This window comes from Pseudomonas sp. NFX224 (genome assembly GCF_048565165.1).
In the GTDB taxonomy this organism is placed as follows: Bacteria; Pseudomonadota; Gammaproteobacteria; order Pseudomonadales; family Pseudomonadaceae; genus Aquipseudomonas.
Map to the genome: position 1 here is coordinate 5,648,281 of NZ_CP183416.1, position 18,213 is coordinate 5,666,493.

At 61.6% G+C, this 18,213-nt stretch carries 13 protein-coding genes and 1 pseudogene; 10 read left to right on the forward strand and 4 right to left on the reverse strand.

Translation table 11 applies throughout. From position 1 onward, the window contains the following. Window positions 1-273 precede the first annotated feature (273 nt). Together ACNYC6_RS25785 and ACNYC6_RS25790 are read left to right on the forward strand one after the other, a co-directional pair. Window positions 274-849 (forward strand): flavodoxin family protein, encoded by a 576-nt coding sequence (locus tag ACNYC6_RS25785; RefSeq protein ID WP_419709746.1) that lies wholly within the window; start codon window positions 274-276, stop codon window positions 847-849. A 35-nt stretch (window positions 850-884) separates the two neighbouring features. Beyond that, complete coding sequence (locus ACNYC6_RS25790; RefSeq protein ID WP_419709747.1) at window positions 885-1,709, forward strand: alpha/beta fold hydrolase; 825 nt, start codon at window positions 885-887, stop codon at window positions 1,707-1,709. A gap of 207 nt (window positions 1,710-1,916) precedes the next feature. Here ACNYC6_RS25790 and ACNYC6_RS25795 read toward each other — a convergent pair. Then, window positions 1,917-2,324 (reverse strand): annotated as a pseudogene (locus ACNYC6_RS25795) (helix-turn-helix domain-containing protein); the annotation flags it as partial. A gap of 158 nt (window positions 2,325-2,482) precedes the next feature. On the opposite strand from ACNYC6_RS25795, the gene ACNYC6_RS25800 reads away from it, so the two are divergent. The 6 genes from ACNYC6_RS25800 (at window position 2,483) to ACNYC6_RS25825 (ending at window position 8,769) form a co-directional block, all read left to right on the forward strand. Continuing rightward, window positions 2,483-3,409: a LysR substrate-binding domain-containing protein gene (locus ACNYC6_RS25800; RefSeq protein ID WP_419709748.1), complete on the forward strand. Its 927-nt coding sequence runs from the start codon at window positions 2,483-2,485 to the stop codon at window positions 3,407-3,409. 578 nt (window positions 3,410-3,987) lie between these two features. After that, window positions 3,988-4,344, forward strand: coding sequence for a DUF6124 family protein (locus ACNYC6_RS25805; protein WP_419709749.1), 357 nt, complete (start codon window positions 3,988-3,990; stop codon window positions 4,342-4,344). A gap of 201 nt (window positions 4,345-4,545) precedes the next feature. Beyond that, a complete protein-coding gene (locus ACNYC6_RS25810; protein WP_419709750.1) occupies window positions 4,546-5,157 on the forward strand; it encodes an antibiotic biosynthesis monooxygenase in 612 nt (203 codons plus the stop codon). After that, window positions 5,154-6,992, forward strand: a complete 1,839-nt coding sequence (locus tag ACNYC6_RS25815) for an amidohydrolase (RefSeq protein WP_419709751.1) — start codon at window positions 5,154-5,156, stop codon at window positions 6,990-6,992. The genes ACNYC6_RS25810 and ACNYC6_RS25815 overlap by 4 nt, the downstream gene beginning before the upstream one ends. A 69-nt stretch (window positions 6,993-7,061) precedes the next feature. Next, window positions 7,062-7,688, forward strand: coding sequence for an isochorismate family cysteine hydrolase YcaC (gene ycaC / locus ACNYC6_RS25820; RefSeq protein ID WP_419709752.1), 627 nt, complete (start codon window positions 7,062-7,064; stop codon window positions 7,686-7,688). A gap of 184 nt (window positions 7,689-7,872) precedes the next feature. Further along, the gene (locus ACNYC6_RS25825; protein WP_419709753.1) at window positions 7,873-8,769 is read left to right on the forward strand and encodes a LysR family transcriptional regulator; all 897 of its coding nucleotides are present in this window, start codon (window positions 7,873-7,875) and stop codon (window positions 8,767-8,769) included. A gap of 60 nt (window positions 8,770-8,829) precedes the next feature. On the opposite strand, the gene ACNYC6_RS25830 is transcribed toward ACNYC6_RS25825, so the two are convergent. The 3 genes from ACNYC6_RS25830 to gspG all read right to left on the reverse strand — a co-directional run bounded on the left by ACNYC6_RS25830 (window position 8,830) and on the right by gspG (window position 11,300). Beyond that, the gene (locus tag ACNYC6_RS25830; protein WP_419709754.1) at window positions 8,830-9,516 is read right to left on the reverse strand and encodes a hypothetical protein; all 687 of its coding nucleotides are present in this window, start codon (window positions 9,514-9,516) and stop codon (window positions 8,830-8,832) included. Between the two features lie 150 nt (window positions 9,517-9,666). Beyond that, complete coding sequence (locus ACNYC6_RS25835) at window positions 9,667-10,854, reverse strand: type II secretion system F family protein (RefSeq protein ID WP_416129350.1); 1,188 nt, start codon at window positions 10,852-10,854, stop codon at window positions 9,667-9,669. Window positions 10,855-10,865: 11 nt separating this feature from the next. Further along, the gene (gene gspG / locus ACNYC6_RS25840) at window positions 10,866-11,300 is read right to left on the reverse strand and encodes a type II secretion system major pseudopilin GspG (RefSeq protein WP_416129351.1); all 435 of its coding nucleotides are present in this window, start codon (window positions 11,298-11,300) and stop codon (window positions 10,866-10,868) included. 204 nt (window positions 11,301-11,504) lie between these two features. On the opposite strand from gspG, the gene ACNYC6_RS25845 reads away from it, so the two are divergent. Together ACNYC6_RS25845 and mnxG are read left to right on the forward strand one after the other, a co-directional pair. Further along, window positions 11,505-12,113 (forward strand): lytic transglycosylase domain-containing protein, encoded by a 609-nt coding sequence (locus ACNYC6_RS25845; RefSeq protein ID WP_419709755.1) that lies wholly within the window; start codon window positions 11,505-11,507, stop codon window positions 12,111-12,113. A gap of 205 nt (window positions 12,114-12,318) precedes the next feature. Further along, complete coding sequence (gene mnxG / locus ACNYC6_RS25850; RefSeq protein ID WP_419709756.1) at window positions 12,319-18,162, forward strand: manganese-oxidizing multicopper oxidase MnxG; 5,844 nt, start codon at window positions 12,319-12,321, stop codon at window positions 18,160-18,162. The last annotated feature ends 51 nt before the right edge of the window (window positions 18,163-18,213 follow it).

Here is an 18,213-nt window from a genome sequence, read left to right on the forward strand (position 1 = left end):
TGCATCCGTCTGGATCGCGGTTTTCGAGCATATTCCTCAGGTTGTTTGCCGAGCGCAATGCAGCGGCCGGCTGACTGCCGGGTGTCCGCTGCGACTGCCGGTTTCCCAGCATAGTCGGTGGGTTGCGTATTTGTTGGACGCGGCGTCGGAAAAGGGGTGGGAAGGGCTTTAAACGTGCTGAGGAAAATTAACAACGTTTAACTCGTCGTGCGTCCGCTCAGCGCCCAACACTCTGCTTCTACAGAAGGTTTAACCCATCGCAAGGACACCGGGATGAGCAACGTGGTGGTGATCTATCACAGTGGCTACGGGCACACCCGGGTCTTGGCCGAAGCCGTGGCCCAGGGTGTGCAACGACATCCCGGCAGCGCCTGCCGGCTGATTGCGGTCGAGGACGTGGACGAACACTGGGACTGCCTGCACCAGGCTGACGCGATCATTTTCGGGGCGCCGACGTACATGGGCAGTGCTTCGGCCGCCTTCAAGGCATTCATGGAAGCCACGGCGTCCTTCTACCTGGCCCAACCGTGGCGCGACAAACTGGCTGCCGGCTTTACCAATTCGGGCTGCCTGTGCGGCGACAAACTCAACACCTTGCTGCAGATGGCGGTGTTCGCCGCTCAGCATTCGATGATCTGGGTCGGGCTCGACGTGCTGCCGGCACGCTCCGCCACCGGACGGTTCGACGGGCAAATGAATAGGCTCGGCAGCTCGCTGGGCGCCATGGCTCAGTCCAACGTCGAGCAGTCCCCCGATTTCGCCCCGCCCTTTGAGGACCGTTGCACCGCCGCGCATTTGGGCGAACGGGTCGCGCGACTGGCCGAACGAATGCGCCCCACAGCCGATTGATTCACCCCCAACCCCCACGTTAAGGAGCACGTCCCATGAGCACGTTCACCACCCGCGATGGCACCGAGATTTACTACAAGGACTGGGGCACCGGTCAGCCGATTGTCTTCAGTCACGGCTGGCCGTTGAATGCCGACAGTTGGGAATCGCAGATGGTCTTCCTCGCCGACCAGGGTTACCGGGTCATCGCCCATGACCGTCGCGGCCATGGGCGCTCCAGCCAGCCGTGGTCGGGCAACGACATGGACCATTACGCCGACGATCTGGCGCAGTTGATCGAACGACTCGATCTGCAAGACGCCGTGCTGTTCGGTTTCTCCACCGGTGGCGGCGAAGTGGCGCGTTACATCGGTCGTCATGGCACCCGCCGAGTGGCCAAGGCCGGGTTGATTTCCGCAGTGCCGCCGCTGATGCTCAAGACCGCAGCCAACCCCGGCGGCCTGCCTGTCGACGTATTCGACGGCATTCGCCAGGCATCGCTGGTGGACCGCTCGCAACTGTACATCGACCTCGCCAGCGGTCCGTTCTTCGGCTTCAACAAACCGGGCGCCAAACCATCCCAGGGCATGATCGACTGGTTCTGGATGCAAGGCATGATGGCCGGTCACAAGAATGCCTATGACTGCATCAAGGCGTTCTCGGAAACTGACTTCACTGAAGACTTGAAAAAGTTCGACATCCCCACGCTGGTGGTGCATGGCGACGCCGATCAGGTAGTGCCATACGAAGCGGCGGGCATCGCGTCGGCAGCACTGGTGAAAGGTTCTACGCTGAAGGTCTACCCCGGTGCGCCCCATGGCTTGACTGATACCCACAAGGATCAGCTCAACGCCGATTTGCTGGCGTTTCTCAAGGGTTGATGGGCCCCGGCCCACGCGCTCCGGCGCTGTTGCAAGACATCTGGTTGCTGGAAAAACTCGCTATGGGCGCGGGGTGGCCGAGGCGTTGGAGCGGCTGGTTCCGTTGGGCTGAAGCAGCACTCGACCCCTTGTAGGAGCGAGCCTGCTCGCGATGACTGACTGGCAGACGACATCCAGGTTGAATGTGTTGGCCCCATCGCGAGCAGGCTCGCTTGGGCTGTCCCGCATGACCCGGCACCGCCAGGCAAACGGATTGATGCCTTCGCTGCGGGTAAACATGTGGCAGAAGTGCGCCTGATCGCAAAAGCCGCATTCCAGGCTGATTTGCGTGAGGCTCTGGTCCGTGTGCCGGATCAACAGCTTGGCGCGGGCGATGCGTTGCTGGCGAATCCACTCTTGAGGCGAGAGGCCGGTGCTGGATTTGAAGGCGCGGGAGAAATGGCTGCGGGAGAGGGCGCAAGCCTGGGCCAGTTCGGTCACCTCCAGGCTGTCGCCGAGGCGTTCGAGGATCAGTTGTTTCACCAACCGTTCGCGCTGGGGGCTGAGGCCGCCGGCGCATTTTTTTGGCGCTTCAGTGACTGTCGCGCGAGCGGCGTTTTGCTGGAAGTGAGCCATGGCGAATGTCCGTGTCGGTAGGCTTCATTCTTGAATCCGAAGGCTCTGGCGTGCGAGTTAAACGTTGTTAATTCCATGGTGGGTGCAGGCAGTCTTGAGTAAAGTCAGACACCATCGTCAGCCTCGCGCCTGGCTCAATACACAAGGAACCCGTGCCTATGAACCGAAACGATCTGCGCCGCGTCGACATGAATTTGCTGGTGATTTTCGAGGCGCTGATGTTCGAGAAAAACCTGACCCGCGTCGCGGAAAAACTGTTCATGGGTCAGCCGGCGGTGAGTGCCGCCCTTGGCCGGTTGCGCGATCTGTTCGACGATCCATTGCTGTTGCGCAATGGCCGCGCCATGGAGCCAACGGCCCGGGCGCTGGCGATTCTCAAGGAGCTGCAACCGGCGATGGACGTGATTTCCGGTGCGGTCAGCCGGGCCAAGGAGTTCGATCCGGCCAGCAGTTGCGATGTGTTTCGCATCGGGCTGTCGGACGATGCCGAGTTCGGTTTGTTTCCGCCGTTGTTGCGCCGGTTGCAGGAAGAGGCGCCGGGGATTGTGGTCGTGGTGCGTCGCGCCAATTACCTGTTGATGCCGGCGTTGCTGGCGTCCGGAGAGATTTCCGTAGGCGTGAGCTACACCACGGATCTGCCGGCGAATGCCAAGCGCAAGAAACTGCGCGACATTCCCTGCAAGGTGTTGCGCGGCGACACCCAGCCAGGGCCGCTGACGCTGGACGAGTACTGTGAGCGACCGCATGCGATGGTGTCGTTTTCCGGCGATCTGAGCGGCAACATCGACCTGGACCTGGCCAAGGTCGGGCGTCACCGCCGCGTGGTGCTCGGCGTGCCGCAGTTCAGTGGCTTGCGTGCGTTGCTTGCCGGCACCGAGATGATTGCCACGGTGCCGGATTATGCGGCATGTGCGTTGGTGGAGGGATGCGGTCTGCGCGCTGAAGATCCGCCGTTCGAGATTGAAGCGGCGCAGTTGTCGATGGCCTGGAGCGGCGTGCACGACAATGATCCGGCGGAGCGCTGGTTGCGCTCGCGGATCAGTCAGTTCATGTCGGAGTCGCTGGATATTCCCGAGCCTGCCTGATTTGATCGTGCGGGTGTACTGGGGCGGGTGGATCAAGATCAAGAGCGGCAGGCGAGCTAACGCTTGGCCTGTGGAGTGGTGAAAAGCATGGGTGTACGCCGATCCACTGTGGGAGCCAGCCTGCTGGCGATGCCGGCCTGACAACCAACCAATCTCTTTCAGATGCACCGAATCCAACTGTGGAAGTCCGCTCCCACAGGGGCTGTTTGCTGTTTCGAGGGCTATGTTTAAAAGCCTTCGGCGTATCTTCCTGAAAGCTACACCACCTTGCGTCGTTGTCTACAACTACGCCAGAATCCGCCGGCTTGTGCGCCTTGGACCCTGACTCTATCGTTGTCGGGTCGCTGCCAATTCAGCGATCGGGTTTCGCAGCCTGGATCAATCAAGGCGCTCTGCGCCACCGTTTCCTTTCAGTTGGCGCTTTTTTTCGTCTACTGCATTGCGTTATGGCGGCTGTGCGCGGGAGACTTTCGGGTCTGCCGGGTTCCTTGATTCCCGGTCTGCGAACCTGCGCACAGCTGCCACCTTCTTCGTTTCGCAGCGATTCGTGGCGGCTCCATTAATCAAGGAGCATCACGGTGATCAAACCAACGCCAAATCCCCCACACACTGACAACGTTTCCCCCTACGATTGCGCCGACCCCAAAAAGCTTCACGAAGCCGCCGACCGTGCGCTGGATTACCATCTCAATTCCCCGAAAGACCCGGTAACCCCGCGCCAACCCAGCACGATGTTCGCCATCGTTCCCGACATCAATACTGAATCCCTGTTGGCCCACGCCTGCGAATCCCTGGCGTCGGCCAGCATCATGGCCAGTGACCCTGCGGGGTTTCTGGACAGTCCGCATCGCAATGCGCGGCTGGGTATTGCGCAGATAATCATGCTCGGCGAACTTGCGGTGAATAAGGCACTGGACAACATAGACCCGCAGTAAAAAAACTCACAAAAAAACGGCCCTGACAGTGGCCGTTTTTTTTGTACCTGACGCGTACTCACTGACAAAAAAATCCCCTGTGGGACAGGGATCTACGTCGTAGTCAGAACCCAGTACGCACGAAAAAAAGAGCACGTACATCCAATTTATTCTTGCCTCGCCCCGGCACTCTGAATGCTCGTTTCGCCGGAGCCTTGCGTGATGTCTGATTCCAGTCCACTTGAACCATCCAGCCCCGGAGCTGATGAAGTCGTGACCCTGATCGTCAAGCATCGGGTCAAGGCCGGTTTTGAAGTGCCTTACGAAGCATGGTTGCGCAACATCGTCAAAGTCGCCGGGCAGAACGTCGGGCATTTGGGGGTGGATGTGGTGCGCGGCAAAAACGCGGGCCTGGATATGTACACCTGCGTGCTGCGCTTTTGTTCCACCGAGGCGATGCAGCGTTGGCTCGATTCACCGCAACGCCAGGCGTTGGTCGATGAAGCCGCGCCGATGCTCGCCGATGGCGACCAGACCGAGGTCAATCCGGTCAACGAGTTCTGGTTCTCGCCTCAAGTCGAGGACGGTTCACCACCACCACGCTGGAAGCAGGCCGTAGTGACGCTGCTGGTGATCCTGCCGCACACGCTGCTGGTGCCGCTGATCTGGGGTCCGCTGCTACGGCTCAATGCCTTCCTGTCCAATTACGTGGTCGCCACGTTCCTGATCACCCTGACCATCGTGCTGTCGGTGGTTTACGTCTTCATGCCCATGGCGACGCGTCTGTTCGCGCCCTGGCTGTCCGCCGCCCAATTGCCAAAGGAAACGCAATGAACGCCGATCTGATTCTGTTCAATGGTCAATTCCATACCGTTGACCGCAAGAACCCGTTCGCCACGGCCGTGGCGATCAGTGAGGGTCGTTTCGTCGCGGTGGGGAGCGATGCCGAAGCCATGGCGTTGCGCGGCGCGAACTCGCAGGTGATCGACCTCAAGGGCCGCTGCGTGATTCCCGGTCTCAACGACTCGCACCTGCACTTGATCCGTGGCGGCTTGAACTACAACCTCGAATTGCGTTGGGAAGGCGTGCCGTCGCTGGCCGATGCGCTGCGCATGCTCAAGGAGCAAGCCGATCGCACGCCGACGCCGCAGTGGGTGCGGGTAGTCGGTGGCTGGAACGAATTCCAGTTCGCCGAAAAGCGCATGCCGACCCTCGAAGAACTCAATCAGGCGGCACCGGACACACCGGTGTTCGTCCTGCATTTGTACGACCGCGCGTTGCTCAATCGTGCCGCGCTGCGCGTGGCGGGTTATACCCGCGATACGCCGAATCCGCCGGGTGGTGAGATTGTCCGCGACGCCAACGGTAACCCGACCGGCATGCTGGTGGCGCGGCCCAACGCGATGATTCTCTACTCGACCCTGGCCAAGGGGCCGAAGTTGCCGCTGGAGTATCAGGTCAACTCGACCCGTCAGTTCATGCGTGAACTCAATCGCCTGGGCCTGACCAGCGCCATCGATGCCGGCGGCGGTTTCCAGAATTATCCGGACGATTACCAAGTGATCGAGCAGTTGGCCAAGGATGAGCAACTGACCGTGCGCATCGCCTACAACCTGTTCACCCAGAAACCCAAGGAAGAGCTGAGCGACTTCAAGAACTGGACCGGCAGTGTGACGTTGCATCAGGGCGACGATTACCTGCGGCACAACGGCGCCGGGGAAATGCTGGTGTTCTCGGCGGCGGATTTCGAAGACTTTCTGGAGCCTCGCCCGGACCTGCCGCAAAGCATGGAGGACGAGCTGGAGCCGGTGGTGCGCCATCTCGTGGAACAGCGCTGGCCGTTCCGTTTGCACGCCACTTACAACGAATCCATCAGTCGCATGCTCGATGTATTCGAGAAGGTCAACCGGGACATTCCGTTCAATGGCTTGCCGTGGTTTTTCGATCACGCCGAAACCATCACCCCGCAGAACATCGAGCGTGTGAGGGCGTTGGGTGGCGGCATCGCGATTCAGGATCGCATGGCGTTTCAGGGCGAATATTTTGTCGAGCGTTATGGCGCCAAGGCTGCCGAGGCCACGCCGCCGATCAAGCGCATGCTCGCCGAAGGCGTGCCAGTGGGCGCGGGCACCGACGCCACGCGGGTATCGAGTTATAACCCGTGGACCTCGCTGTACTGGATGGTCAGCGGTCGCACCGTCGGCGGCTTGGAATTGCATGCCGAAGGATTGTCGCGGCAGACCGCGCTCGAACTGTTCACCCATGGCAGCGCCTGGTTCTCGTCCGAGCAGGGTCAAAAGGGTCAGATCAAGGTCGGGCAACTGGCCGATGTCGCGACGTTGAGCGCGGACTTTTTCAGTGTCGATGAAGAAGCGATCAAGTGGATCGAATCGGTGCTGACAGTGGTCGGCGGCAAAGTGGTGTACGCCGCCGGTGATTTCGAAAAACTCGGGCCGGCCAGCGTACCGGTGCTGCCGGATTGGTCGCCGGTAGCGAAAGTCCCGGGGCACTGGCGGCCGAACGCACCGTTGCAGGCCCAGGTTCACCACTGCAGCGGACCGTGCGCGGTGCATTCCCACAGCCATGAACGGGCGCGTCTGTCGAATGCGCCGGTCAGCGATTTCGCCGGTTTCTGGGGCGCTTTCGGCTGCTCGTGCTATGCCTTCTGATGAATATAAAAAAGCACTGGCGGTCAACGTCAGCGCCTCAGGTCACAACCATCCACCAAGGAGTTTCACATGAGCAACGTTCCTTACAAGCGCTTGAACAAAGACGATGCAGTGGTGCTGCTGGTCGATCATCAGACCGGCCTGATCTCGCTGGTGCAGGATTTTTCGCCCAACGAATTCAAGAACAACGTGCTGGCGTTGGGCGACATCGCCAAGTTCTTCAAGCTGCCGACCATTCTCACCACCAGTTTCGACAGTGGTCCGAACGGTCCGATCGTGCCCGAGCTTAAGGCTCAGTTTCCGGACGCGCCGTTCATTGCCCGTCCCGGCCAGATCAACGCCTGGGACAACGCCGACTTCGTCAAGGCGGTGAAAGCCACCGGTCGCAAACAGCTGATCATCGCCGGTGTGGTGACCGACGTATGCGTGGCGTTCCCGACCCTGTCGGCGCTGGCCGAAGGTTTTGACGTGTTCGTGGTGACCGATGCTTCCGGTACCTTCAACACCACCGTGCAGCAAGCTTCATGGGCGCGTATGTCAGCGGCCGGCGCACAACTGCTGAACTGGTTCTCCGTGGCCTGCGAGCTGCAAGGCGACTGGCGCAACGACATGGAAGGCCTGGCCAACCTGTTGTCCGAGCGCATTCCGAACTACCGTAACCTGATCAACAGCTACACCACGTTTACCGCCAAGTAAGTGTTCGGCTGTCGGCTTCGGCCGGCAACCTTTTAAAGATCGCAGCCTGCGGCAGCGCCTACAGGGAAACGCATTCCAATGTAGGGGCTGCCGCAGGCTGCGATCTTTTGCTTTCCAGGTTGATGGCGTGCTGAAAAGGGTAAAAACCGCTATAACGCATTTGACCGTCAACCAAGGCGTGACAATGAACCCGTTCGAAGACATGCGTATTTTTTGCCAGGTGATGGACTCCGGCAGCTTCACGGCCGCCGCCGATCAACTGGGCCTGTCCAAGCAATTCGTCAGCCGACGCCTGATGCAGCTTGAGGAACGCCTCGGCGTGCGTCTGCTCAATCGTTCGACCCGACGCCTTGACGTCACACCTCTCGGGCAGAGTTACTACGAATCCGCCCTGCGCCTGCTCGCCGAAGTCGAGCAAGTGGAGCAGGGCATCGCCGGCCAGACCACCGAGCCGCGCGGCACCATTCGCGTGAGCGCGCCGCTGTCGTTTGCCTTGGCCCATCTGGGTTGCCTGCTACCCGTATTCTTGCAGCGCTACCGCAACGTCACCGTGGAAGTGGATTTGAGCGACCGGCCGGTGGACCTGCTCGGTGAAGGCTATGACCTGGCCTTGCGCATCGGCACGTTGGAAGACTCGACCCTCATCGCCCGCCGCATCGCCTCGATCGAGCGCGTTTATTGCGCGAGCCCGGCGTATCTGGCGGAACGCGGCACACCGGTCAAACCTGAAGAGTTGCTCAACCATGACTGCCTGCCGTACGGCCACGGTCGTCAGGTGCAATGGCGATTCACGGGGCAGGGCAAGCCGCTGACGGTGAACGTCACCGGGCGGATGCGCGTCAACAATGGTGAGTTGCTCAGGGACGCGGCGATTGCCGGGATGGGCATTACTTACTTGCCAACGTTCATCGTCGGATCGGCGTTGAAGGATGGCAGGCTGGTGCCGGTGCTTGACGAATTTGGAGCGGAGCCGCTGACACTGTCGGCGGTGTATCCGCAGCATCGCCAGTCGTCACGACCGGTGCAGGCGTTGATCGGGTTTTTGCGCGAGCGGCTGGATCAGGCTGAGCGTGGGTTGTAGAGGCATTGTTTGAGTCACATAGCCCCTGTGGGAGCAAGCTCCCGCAGGGGTTATTACAAGTCAGTTGATGCGCTTGTCATCCCCCGGCTCACCGCCGATATGGACACCGCGATCATCCCCCGGCTCGCCAGCCGCATGCAGCCCTCGATCGTCGCCGACTTCCCCGGCACGATGAACGCCGTGGTCATCGCCGATTTCGCCTGAGCGATGAACGCCATTGTCGTCGCCCGAACGATGGACACCGTTGTCATCACCCGAACGGTGTACACCATGATCGTCACCCGGCTCGGCGTGGGTGCCGCTGCGTCCGGAGGAGTTGGACGCTGTGCTGCCAGAGTGTCCCGACGCATGGTCGCTGCCGCTTTGACCGCTGCCGGCGCTGCTGCCGCCGTGACCACTGCCGCTTCCGCCGCCACCGCCGCCGTTACCACTGCCACCACTGCCACCGTGACCGCCGCCGCCATTGCCGCCGCCACCACCGCCACTGCCGCCACCACCATGACCGCCGCCGCCGCCGCCGCCGCCGCCGCCGCCGCCGCCGCCACCGCCACCGCCACCGCCACCGCCACCGCCACCGCCACCGCCACCGCCACCGCCACCGCCGCCGTGACCACCACCTCCGCCGCCACTACCACCATCTCTTGCCTGTGCACTCGATACCCCGGACAGGCTGTCCGGAATCAATACGGTAGACGCCGACAAGACTGCGCCAATAGCTACTGCCAGTAAAAGCTTGTTGATGTACATGTCGTTCTCCGTCTTTTTGTTCGGCTTGGAACGTTGATGAACATTGCAACTTGCTGCTGTATTCAGTGGGGGAACACTTCAACGTCCGGGTTTATTCGGTTGAACGTTGAAAAAACACCGCAGCGTACCGTGAGACCCCGTTCCAGAGGGTCAGTGGATGCTTGAAGCGAGTTCGAAAATCGGGATGTACATCAGGATCACGATCACCCCGATCAGCAGGCCGATGAACGTCATGAGCAACGGTTCGAACAGCCGCACGAACCATTCGATCCAGCGGCTGATTTCTTCGTCGTAGAAGTCGGCGCTGCGTTCCATCATTTGCCCCAGGTTGCCGGACTGTTCGCCGGCGCGCAGCAAGCGCAGGGATACCGGAGTCACCAGGTGATTGAGTTCCAGCGCGGTCGACAACGATTGCCCCTCGCGCACCCGTTCGCAGGCCTGGTCCAGGCGCACACGGGAGGCGGGCGTCAGCAGGTTGCGGACCATGCCCATGGCGGTGACGAGGGGAATGCCGCCTTGCAGCAGAATCCCCAGCGAACGGTAGAAGCGCGCCAGTTCGTACATGAAGATGCGCTGGTGCACCGCCGGGAGTTTTTCGATCAGGCGATCCACGCCACGGCGGAACGACGGCTGTCGCTGGAGCAGGGCGAGGGCGACGATGATGGCCATGAAAGCGCCGAAGAATTCGCCTTGATGGGCGTGCAGGAACATGCCGCTGGTCATCAGGATCTGTGACAGCCACGGCAGGTTCGATCCCAGCCCTTCGAACACCAGGCTGAAGCGTGGCACCACATAACCCATCAAGAACAAGACCACGCCGCCGCCCACCACCAGCAACAGCATCGGGTAGATCGAGGCGCTGACGATCTTCTGTCGAACTTCGTCCATGCGCTGGCGATAGCTGACGTAGCGACCCAGGGCTTCGCCCACGGCGCCGGTTTTTTCGCTGGACTGCACCAGCGCCACGTACAGCGGAGGAAACACCGCCGACAACTGGCTCAGGGCCTGGGAGAAGGATTTGCCTTCATACAGCAGGCGCACCAGTTCGCTCAGGGTTTTTCGGGCCTGCGGCGCCGATTCTTTTTCCGCCAGGCTTTCCAGCGCGTCGATCAACGGCAAGCCGGCATTGAGCAACGTGGTCAGTTCCTGGCTGAACAACACCAGGTTGAAGGTTTCGCGCTGCTTGAGGCGCAACGCGCGCCAGTGCCGCTCGGCGTGCAGGCTGACCACCCGCAGGCCTTGGTCCTCGGCAATGCGCCGGGCTTCGCTGTGACCCGGTGCTTCGACGGTCATCGACACCACACCGGCCTTGCCGACTGCTTTGAGGTGAAAACGCATGGTCGCCACCGTCATTGCCAACTGGTGACTTCGGCGTTTTCGCCTTCGCCGCCGGGTTGGCCGTCCTTACCCATCGACAACAGGTCGTACTCGCCGTTTTCGCCGGGGTAGCGATAGGTGTAGTTACGGCCCCACGGATCTTGCGGCAGTTTTTTCTGCAGGTACGGGCCGGTCCAACGGGTTTCGTCGCTCGGTGCGGTGACCAGCGCCTGCAAGCCCTGTTCGGTCGACGGGTAATGACCGACCTCCAGGCGATACAGGTCCAGGGCTTTGCCCAAGCCTTCTATTTGTGCCTTGGCCACTTTCACTTCGGAACGGCCTAGTTGCGCAAAATACTTCGGCGCCACGATACCGGCCAACAGCCCCAGCACCACCAGCACCACCAACAATTCAAGCAATGTGAACCCGCGTTGAGGGCGCGGGGCGAAATGCAGTCGCTGTTTCATGATGACCTCACACAGTCGGCAGAAGGGTCGCAACAAGGGCCTATGCAATTGCCATGCAAATGCTCATCAAGCGTTTGGCATCCTCCTGCAACCCCCGTATTACGGCCTCTCGCGCTTTCGGCACAGTGCTTGCGTATGGCTGATCAACGACCGGCCATTGGGGCATTACCCCCATTTTTCGGGGCCGGCAGGGGAGCCAGAGCTATGAAAACTCTCACCACAGGAATGCTCGGTCTGATGCTGCTGGCCGGCGTCGTTCAGGCCGATGTGTTCGTTTCCGTGGACGCCAAGGGCAACTTCGTCCTGTCCAATGTCCACCGCCCCGGTCGCCACTATGAGCGGGTGATTCGTGAGGCCGAGGCGACGGTGGTCAGCCTCGACCAGCAGCCGCAAATGATCGCCGCGCGACCCTATGCCGAGCTGGTATCCAAAGCGGCCACGGACAACCAGTTGCCGGCGGCGCTGTTGCACGCGGTGATCCAGGCCGAGTCCAGCTACAACGCCAGCGCCGTATCGCCCCAGGGCGCCGGTGGGTTGATGCAATTGATGCCCGACACCGCCCGCGAGATGGGGGTAAAGGACGTCTACGACCCCAAGGCCAACATCCAGGGTGGCGCCCGCTACCTCAAACACCTGATGACGATGTTCGACAACGACATCGCCCTCGCCGTGGCCGCTTACAACGCCGGGCCGCAAGCCGTACTCAGCCGTGGCGGAGTCATCCCGCCGTTCGCCGAAACCCAGCGCTATGTGCCCAGTGTTTTGCGCCAATACCGGCGCTTGCAGGGGCTGGCGGCGGATGCCCCGTTGTGATCGAAAACCCGGGGCAGCTTTCCCCAATATTGGGGCATGGTGGCCCCTGGGAAAAAGTGGGGAATAAGTGGGGAATATCCCCCGACGTGTGAATTTATAATCACAAGATATTGAAAAATAACTGATTTTTTTATGGCATGCAGATTGCTCAAAGGGTTTTGTCGAGAATTATTCCCTGTGAGCACCCACAGTGAGGCCCGTGACCATGACTGGCATTTACCACGCTCCACAAATACTTCCCTGGTTGCTATTGGCGGCTTCGATGCTGGGCATCGAGATTGCCGAAGCAGCTGCGCGCTGTGAACGCAACCTGGTGGCCAACGTCGTGGCGCTGGATCAGCCGCTGATGTTCAACCGCCTCGGGGCGCAGAACGTCAACGGCATGATGTTCGCCCTGCGTCGAGACGTGGTCGATGACCGTCAGGTGTCCCTGGAGCAGGGCGGCGCGGCAGTGCCGGGCAAAGTTTCCCTGCGCCCCGACAAGCGCCCCCGTCCGCTGGTGCTGCGGGTGGCTGCCGGTGATTGCCTGACTGTCAACCTGCAGAACCTGCTGGCCTATCAGGCCAACCCCGGCTCCCATAGCGAGGGCGGAGAAGAGGAAGAGGGTGAAGAGGAAGAAGGCATCGAAATCGGTGGTGGCCAGGAGCAGTTCAAAGCTGACGAGCAAGTGGCTGACCGCCACGTCGGCTTCCAGGTCAACGGCATGCAAGCGGTCAACAGCATTGATGACATTTCGTCCTACACCGGACGCAACGCCAACACGCTGGTTGCCCCCGGCGCAAGCCGCTCCTACACCCTGTATGCCGAACGCGAAGGTGCGTTCGTGGTGAGCAGCCGTGGCGCAACGTTCGGTGGCGAGGGCGCGGCCGGCAACAATGCCAACGGTTTGTTCGGCCAGGTGGCGGTCATGCCCAAGGGCGGTCGCAGCTACCGCAACACCATCACCGAAGAAGAAATGCGCCTGGCCAGTACCGGGCGCACACCGGCCGGTCAGCCGATCGTCGATTACCAGGCGCGCTACCCGCAGCGTGAGCCGTGGATCCGCGAAGGCAAGGCCGGCAAGCCAATCATCAACATGGTCGACGGCAACGAAATCGTCGTCAGCGAAGCCGATGCAATCGTCATGGGCAGCAACGCCGACGGCAGCTTCCCGAACGCCACTTATCCGCTTGAAGCCCTGGGTAAACGCAACCCGGCCATCCCCAATCGTCTGGAGCCATTCCGCGATTTCTCCGCGCAGTTCCAGGATGAAACTGCCGTCACCCAGGCGTTCCCCGCTTATTTCGCAGACCCGGTCATGGCCCATGTGCTGGAGCCGACCCGCGACTCGTTCATGATCAACTATGGCTCCGGTGGCATGGGCGCCGAGGTGCTCGCCAACCGCTTGGGCGTGGGGCCAATGCACGATTGCCTGTCCTGCGCCTACGAAGAGTTTTTCCTCAGTTCCCATACCGTCGGCGACGTGGCAATGCTGGTGGACGTACCGGCCAACGTCGGGCTGGAAGGCATCACGCCCGGCCAGACTCCAAATGCCAATCAAGTCGGGGTCAAGGCGACCACTGCGCTGTATCCGTCGGAGCCTTCGAACGTTGCCCACAGCTACATCGGTGACTTCGTCAAATTCCGCAACACGCACAACGGTTACGAGCACCACATCTTCCACTTGCACGGCCATCAGTGGCTGTTCAACCCCAATGACGACAACTCCGACTACGTGGATGCCCAGGGCATCGGGCCGGGCGCCGGCTACACCTATGAAATTGCCAACGGCGGTTCCGGCAACCGCAACCGGGTCGCGGGTGATGCGATTTATCACTGCCACTTCTACCCGCACTTTGCCCAAGGCATGTGGGCCATGTGGCGGGTGCACGACGTGTTTGAAGAAGGCACCAAACTCGAAGTGTCGCAACAGGGCGCCGACGGGTTCCACAGCGAACCGTATGCGCTGCGCAGCGGCAAACCGGCGGCAGACGCACGGGCCTTGCCCGATGGCGAAATTGTTGCCGGCACGCCCATTCCGGCAGTCGTTCCACTGCCAGGCAAAGCCATGCCGCCCATGCCGGGCAAAGTCGCGATCGTACCGAAAATCGGCGAAACCCTGGTGGCTGCCAACGACGACGATGACGATGAAGAAGGCGACGATGACGGCGAGCATCATGATGGCGGTGTCACCGGAGCCATCGGCTCGCTGGCGCTGGTCGATCGTAGCGAAGCCAACCGCAACGCCGATGGCACCCTGAAAAACCCAGGCTATCCATTCTGGATCGGCGGCATGGAAAGTTCGGTCGGCCAACGCCCACCGACCCCACCGCTGGACATGCTCGATGCCGCTACGGCGCAGGCCTTGAAGGCCAGCGGTAAAGCCCTGTGGGCCAACCTCGATCCTAATCAGTCCGGTGGCTGGGACGGCGGCTTGCCGCGTCATGCCCTGGGCGGTGTGTCCGAAGGTGGCGAGGCGCACACCATCACCACTTCGCTGGACTTCTCCAAGGAAGTGAAACGGGCCAAACCGATCTACATGCCGGAAGAAGGCACGGAAGTCGAACAGGCGGCCATGGCCTTCCACGCGAAAAAAGATCACCCAAGCTTTGCCGTACTGCCAGGCAACCAGATCGTGGCGCGCAACTTCCGCACCAACGGCGCCTTGCCGATGGCCGGTGCGCCGTACTACGAACCGTGCATGGATGACCGGCAAAAACGCCTGACCAGCAGTGCTGGCACCGGTGAGTTTGCCAGCGGTGAACGCCTTGATGGCATGTCGTTTATCGGTGCCTCGACCTTTACCGCGGACCGTCCGCGGGTCTACAAAGCGGCGAACATCCAGTTCGATGCGGTGTACAACAAGGTCGGCTACCACTTCCCGCAAGCGCGCATCCTGGCCCTGTGGGAAGACGCCTGGCCGGTGATCACCAAGCAGCGTCCGCCAGAACCTCTGGTGATGCGCATGAACACCTTTGACTGCGTGCAGTACCAGCAAACCAACCTGATCCCGGCCACCTACGAGATGGACGACTATCAGGTGCGCACGCCAACCGACGTGATCGGCCAGCACATCCACTTGCCTAAGTGGGACCTGGTGGCCGCCGATGGTTCGTCCAACGGCTGGAACTACGAAGACGGCGTGCTCTCCCCAGGCGCCGTGCAAGAACGCATTCACGCCATTCGCGAGTTCAACCAATGCGAAGGCACCGATCCGCGTGACGGCACGCCGGCCTGCCCGAAAGCCAAGAATCACCCGTACTTCGGTCAATATGGTCGGGCTGATTGGGTCGGGGCGCGTACAGCCATGCAGCGCTGGTTCGTTGACCCGGTGGTGAACACTTATGGCGTCGACCGCGGCCTGGGCACCATCTTTACCCACGACCACCTCGGCCCATCGACCCACCAACAGATTGGTCTGTACGCCACTGTTCTGGCTGAACCGGCCGGTTCCACCTGGTTCCATGCCGAAACCGGCGAGCAGTTGTACAGCGGCGCGCGGCAGGACGGCGGGCCGACCTCGTGGCAAGCGGTGATTTCCACCGGTGACCTGGATGGCGACGGCAAGAACGACAGCTTCCGCGAGTTTTTCCTCGAATACAGTGACTTCCAGCACGCCTATGAAGCCGGTGTGTACGTAGGCGCTGGCCCTAACGGTGTGCCGAACCCGCAAGCATTCCCGGCCACGGCCGACAGCTTCCGCTACGCGATCAACCCACCGGTGCGTGACAACACCAGCGAGTTGCTTGAAGCAGTAGTCGAGCTGCGCGGCGGGGTGAAACCGGGCTGCCCAAGCCGCCCATGCCCACAAGCGATCTCGGTGGATGACCCTGGCATGTTCGTCGTCAACTACCGTAACGAACCGCTGGCCCTGCGTGTGTACGACCCGAACAAGGTCGGCCCGGACGGCAAGCGCGGCATGCAGGCTGATGGCCTGGGCGGCGACCTGGCGTATGCCATGCAAAGCCGTACCGACCGTGCGATCCCGGCGATGAACCTGGCGCCGAACTTGATCACCGCGGCCACCGGCCCAACCGGCGGCACCACGCTATTCCCGCCGCACATCAACAAGGGTGGCGCCGAACCGGGCGATCCGTTTACGCCGATGCTGCGCACTTATACCGGTGACAACGTGCGGCTGCGGGTGCATGCCGGCGGTCACGAAGAGGAGCACAACGTCACCCTGCACGGTGTGAAATGGCTGCAAAGCGGTTCCGGCTTCGGCAACAGTTCCAACTCGGGCTGGCGCGCGTCGCAGATGGTCGGGATCTCCGAGCAGATGGGCTTCAATGCGCCGGTGTCGATGATCTCCAGTTCGGCGGCGACCACGGGTGACTACCTGTACACCATGGACGCGTCCATCGAGGGTTACTGGAACGGGATCTGGGGCGTGATGCGCAACTACACCGCACAACGCAGCGATTTGTTCGCACTGCCGAACAACCCGAAACCGACCGGCATGCGCAACACCGTGGCGTTTGACGGCATTTGCCCACGGATTGGCGCCAACCCGAACGGCATCGGCACCCGCCCAACCGTGCAACGCAACTATGAAGTGGTCGCGGCGCTGGCCAACGACATCCTCAGCAACCCGCTGGGCTTGTCCATCGCTGACCCGGCGGGGATCGGCCAGCATGTCGGCGGGCCGCTGAAACCAGCGGGTGGCACCCTGGTGCTGAACTCGCGGCCAGTGAGCATTCCGCAAGTCACGATCACCGATCCTGAAGATGGCGAGACCTTCACCATCGGTGGGCAAAGCGGGCCGCTGCACGACCCGACCGCGATCCTGTATGTGCGCAAAGGCGACCTCGACCCGATCACCGGCAAGTTGAAACCCGGTGTGCCTGTCGAACCGCTGATCCTGCGTGCGGCGGCCGGTGATTGCATCAACATCACCCTGGAAAACCGTCTGCCGAGCGTGATGCCGGACCTGGCCCAGACCGCGATCATGCAAGGCCTGGCCAAGCGTGACCGCAACGACGGCATGGGCTCGACCACTTTCAACAACAACCTGTTGCGGCCATCGAGCCATGTCGGCCTGCACGCGCAACTGCTGTCCTACGACATCACCAAATCGGACGGAGCCAACGTCGGCGCCAACCCGATCCAGACCGTGCCACCGCGTGTCGGCAGCACCGGTGCGTACCCGACCCGTACCTATCAGTACTACGCCGGGCACCTGGAGCGTGAAGGCAAACCGATCACCCAACTGGGGCGCAACGTCGACAACATCAACGCCACGGCGGTGGAGTTCGGCGGGTTGAACTTCACCCCGGCGGACGTCATCAAGCAACCGCAAAAAGGCCTTGGCGGTGCAATGAGCGTCCTGCCGATCGGTTCCACCTGGGTTGAAGATGCCAAGCGCGCGTCGGCCACAGTGACCGCGCCGGGCCAGACCGTTTACCGCGATTTTGCGATGGTCTGGCAGCGCGCCTTGAACACTCGCTGGGCCAATGGCCGGCCGGTGGAAGGCATTGCCTCGGAAGGCAACGGTGTGCCGAACGATCCGAAGGACAACGCGAGCATGGCCATCAACTACAAGATCGAACCGATGTGGTTCCGCTTCGGTCTGGCCCCGGATGCACCGTTCGGTCACGCCGGCAGCCCTGGCACCTACGGCGACGTGCCGAACGCACACATGGCCTACAGCAACGCCCTGGTCGGTGGCGATCCGCAAACACCGGTGTTCTACGTCAAGCCGGGGCAACCGTTCCGTACGCACATTCTGATGCCGTCCGGTGGCAGTCGCGGTTCGACCTTCCAGCTCGATGGTCACGTCTGGTCGGTCAACCCGTTCCAGTCGGAGAAGAGCGATGTGGGCGGCTACCCGATGGGCGCCCCAGGTGTGGGTTCGGTGAAGTTCGGGCTCAACCCGATGTCGATGTACATCGGCGCCCGGGAAAGCGTGTTGCCGGCGGCGCACTTCAGCTTCATGCACCCGAGCGCCGGGGGCAGCAATGCGATAGCGGGGGACTACCTGTACCGCGACAACGCTTCCTTCGGTAATACCGCCGGGTTGTGGGGGCTGTTGCGGGTGACCAACGAGCCGGAACCGGCGCCTGCGCCGTAAGCGAGAGATGGAGCAAGTAATGACTATCTGTGGCGAGGGAGCTTGCTCCCG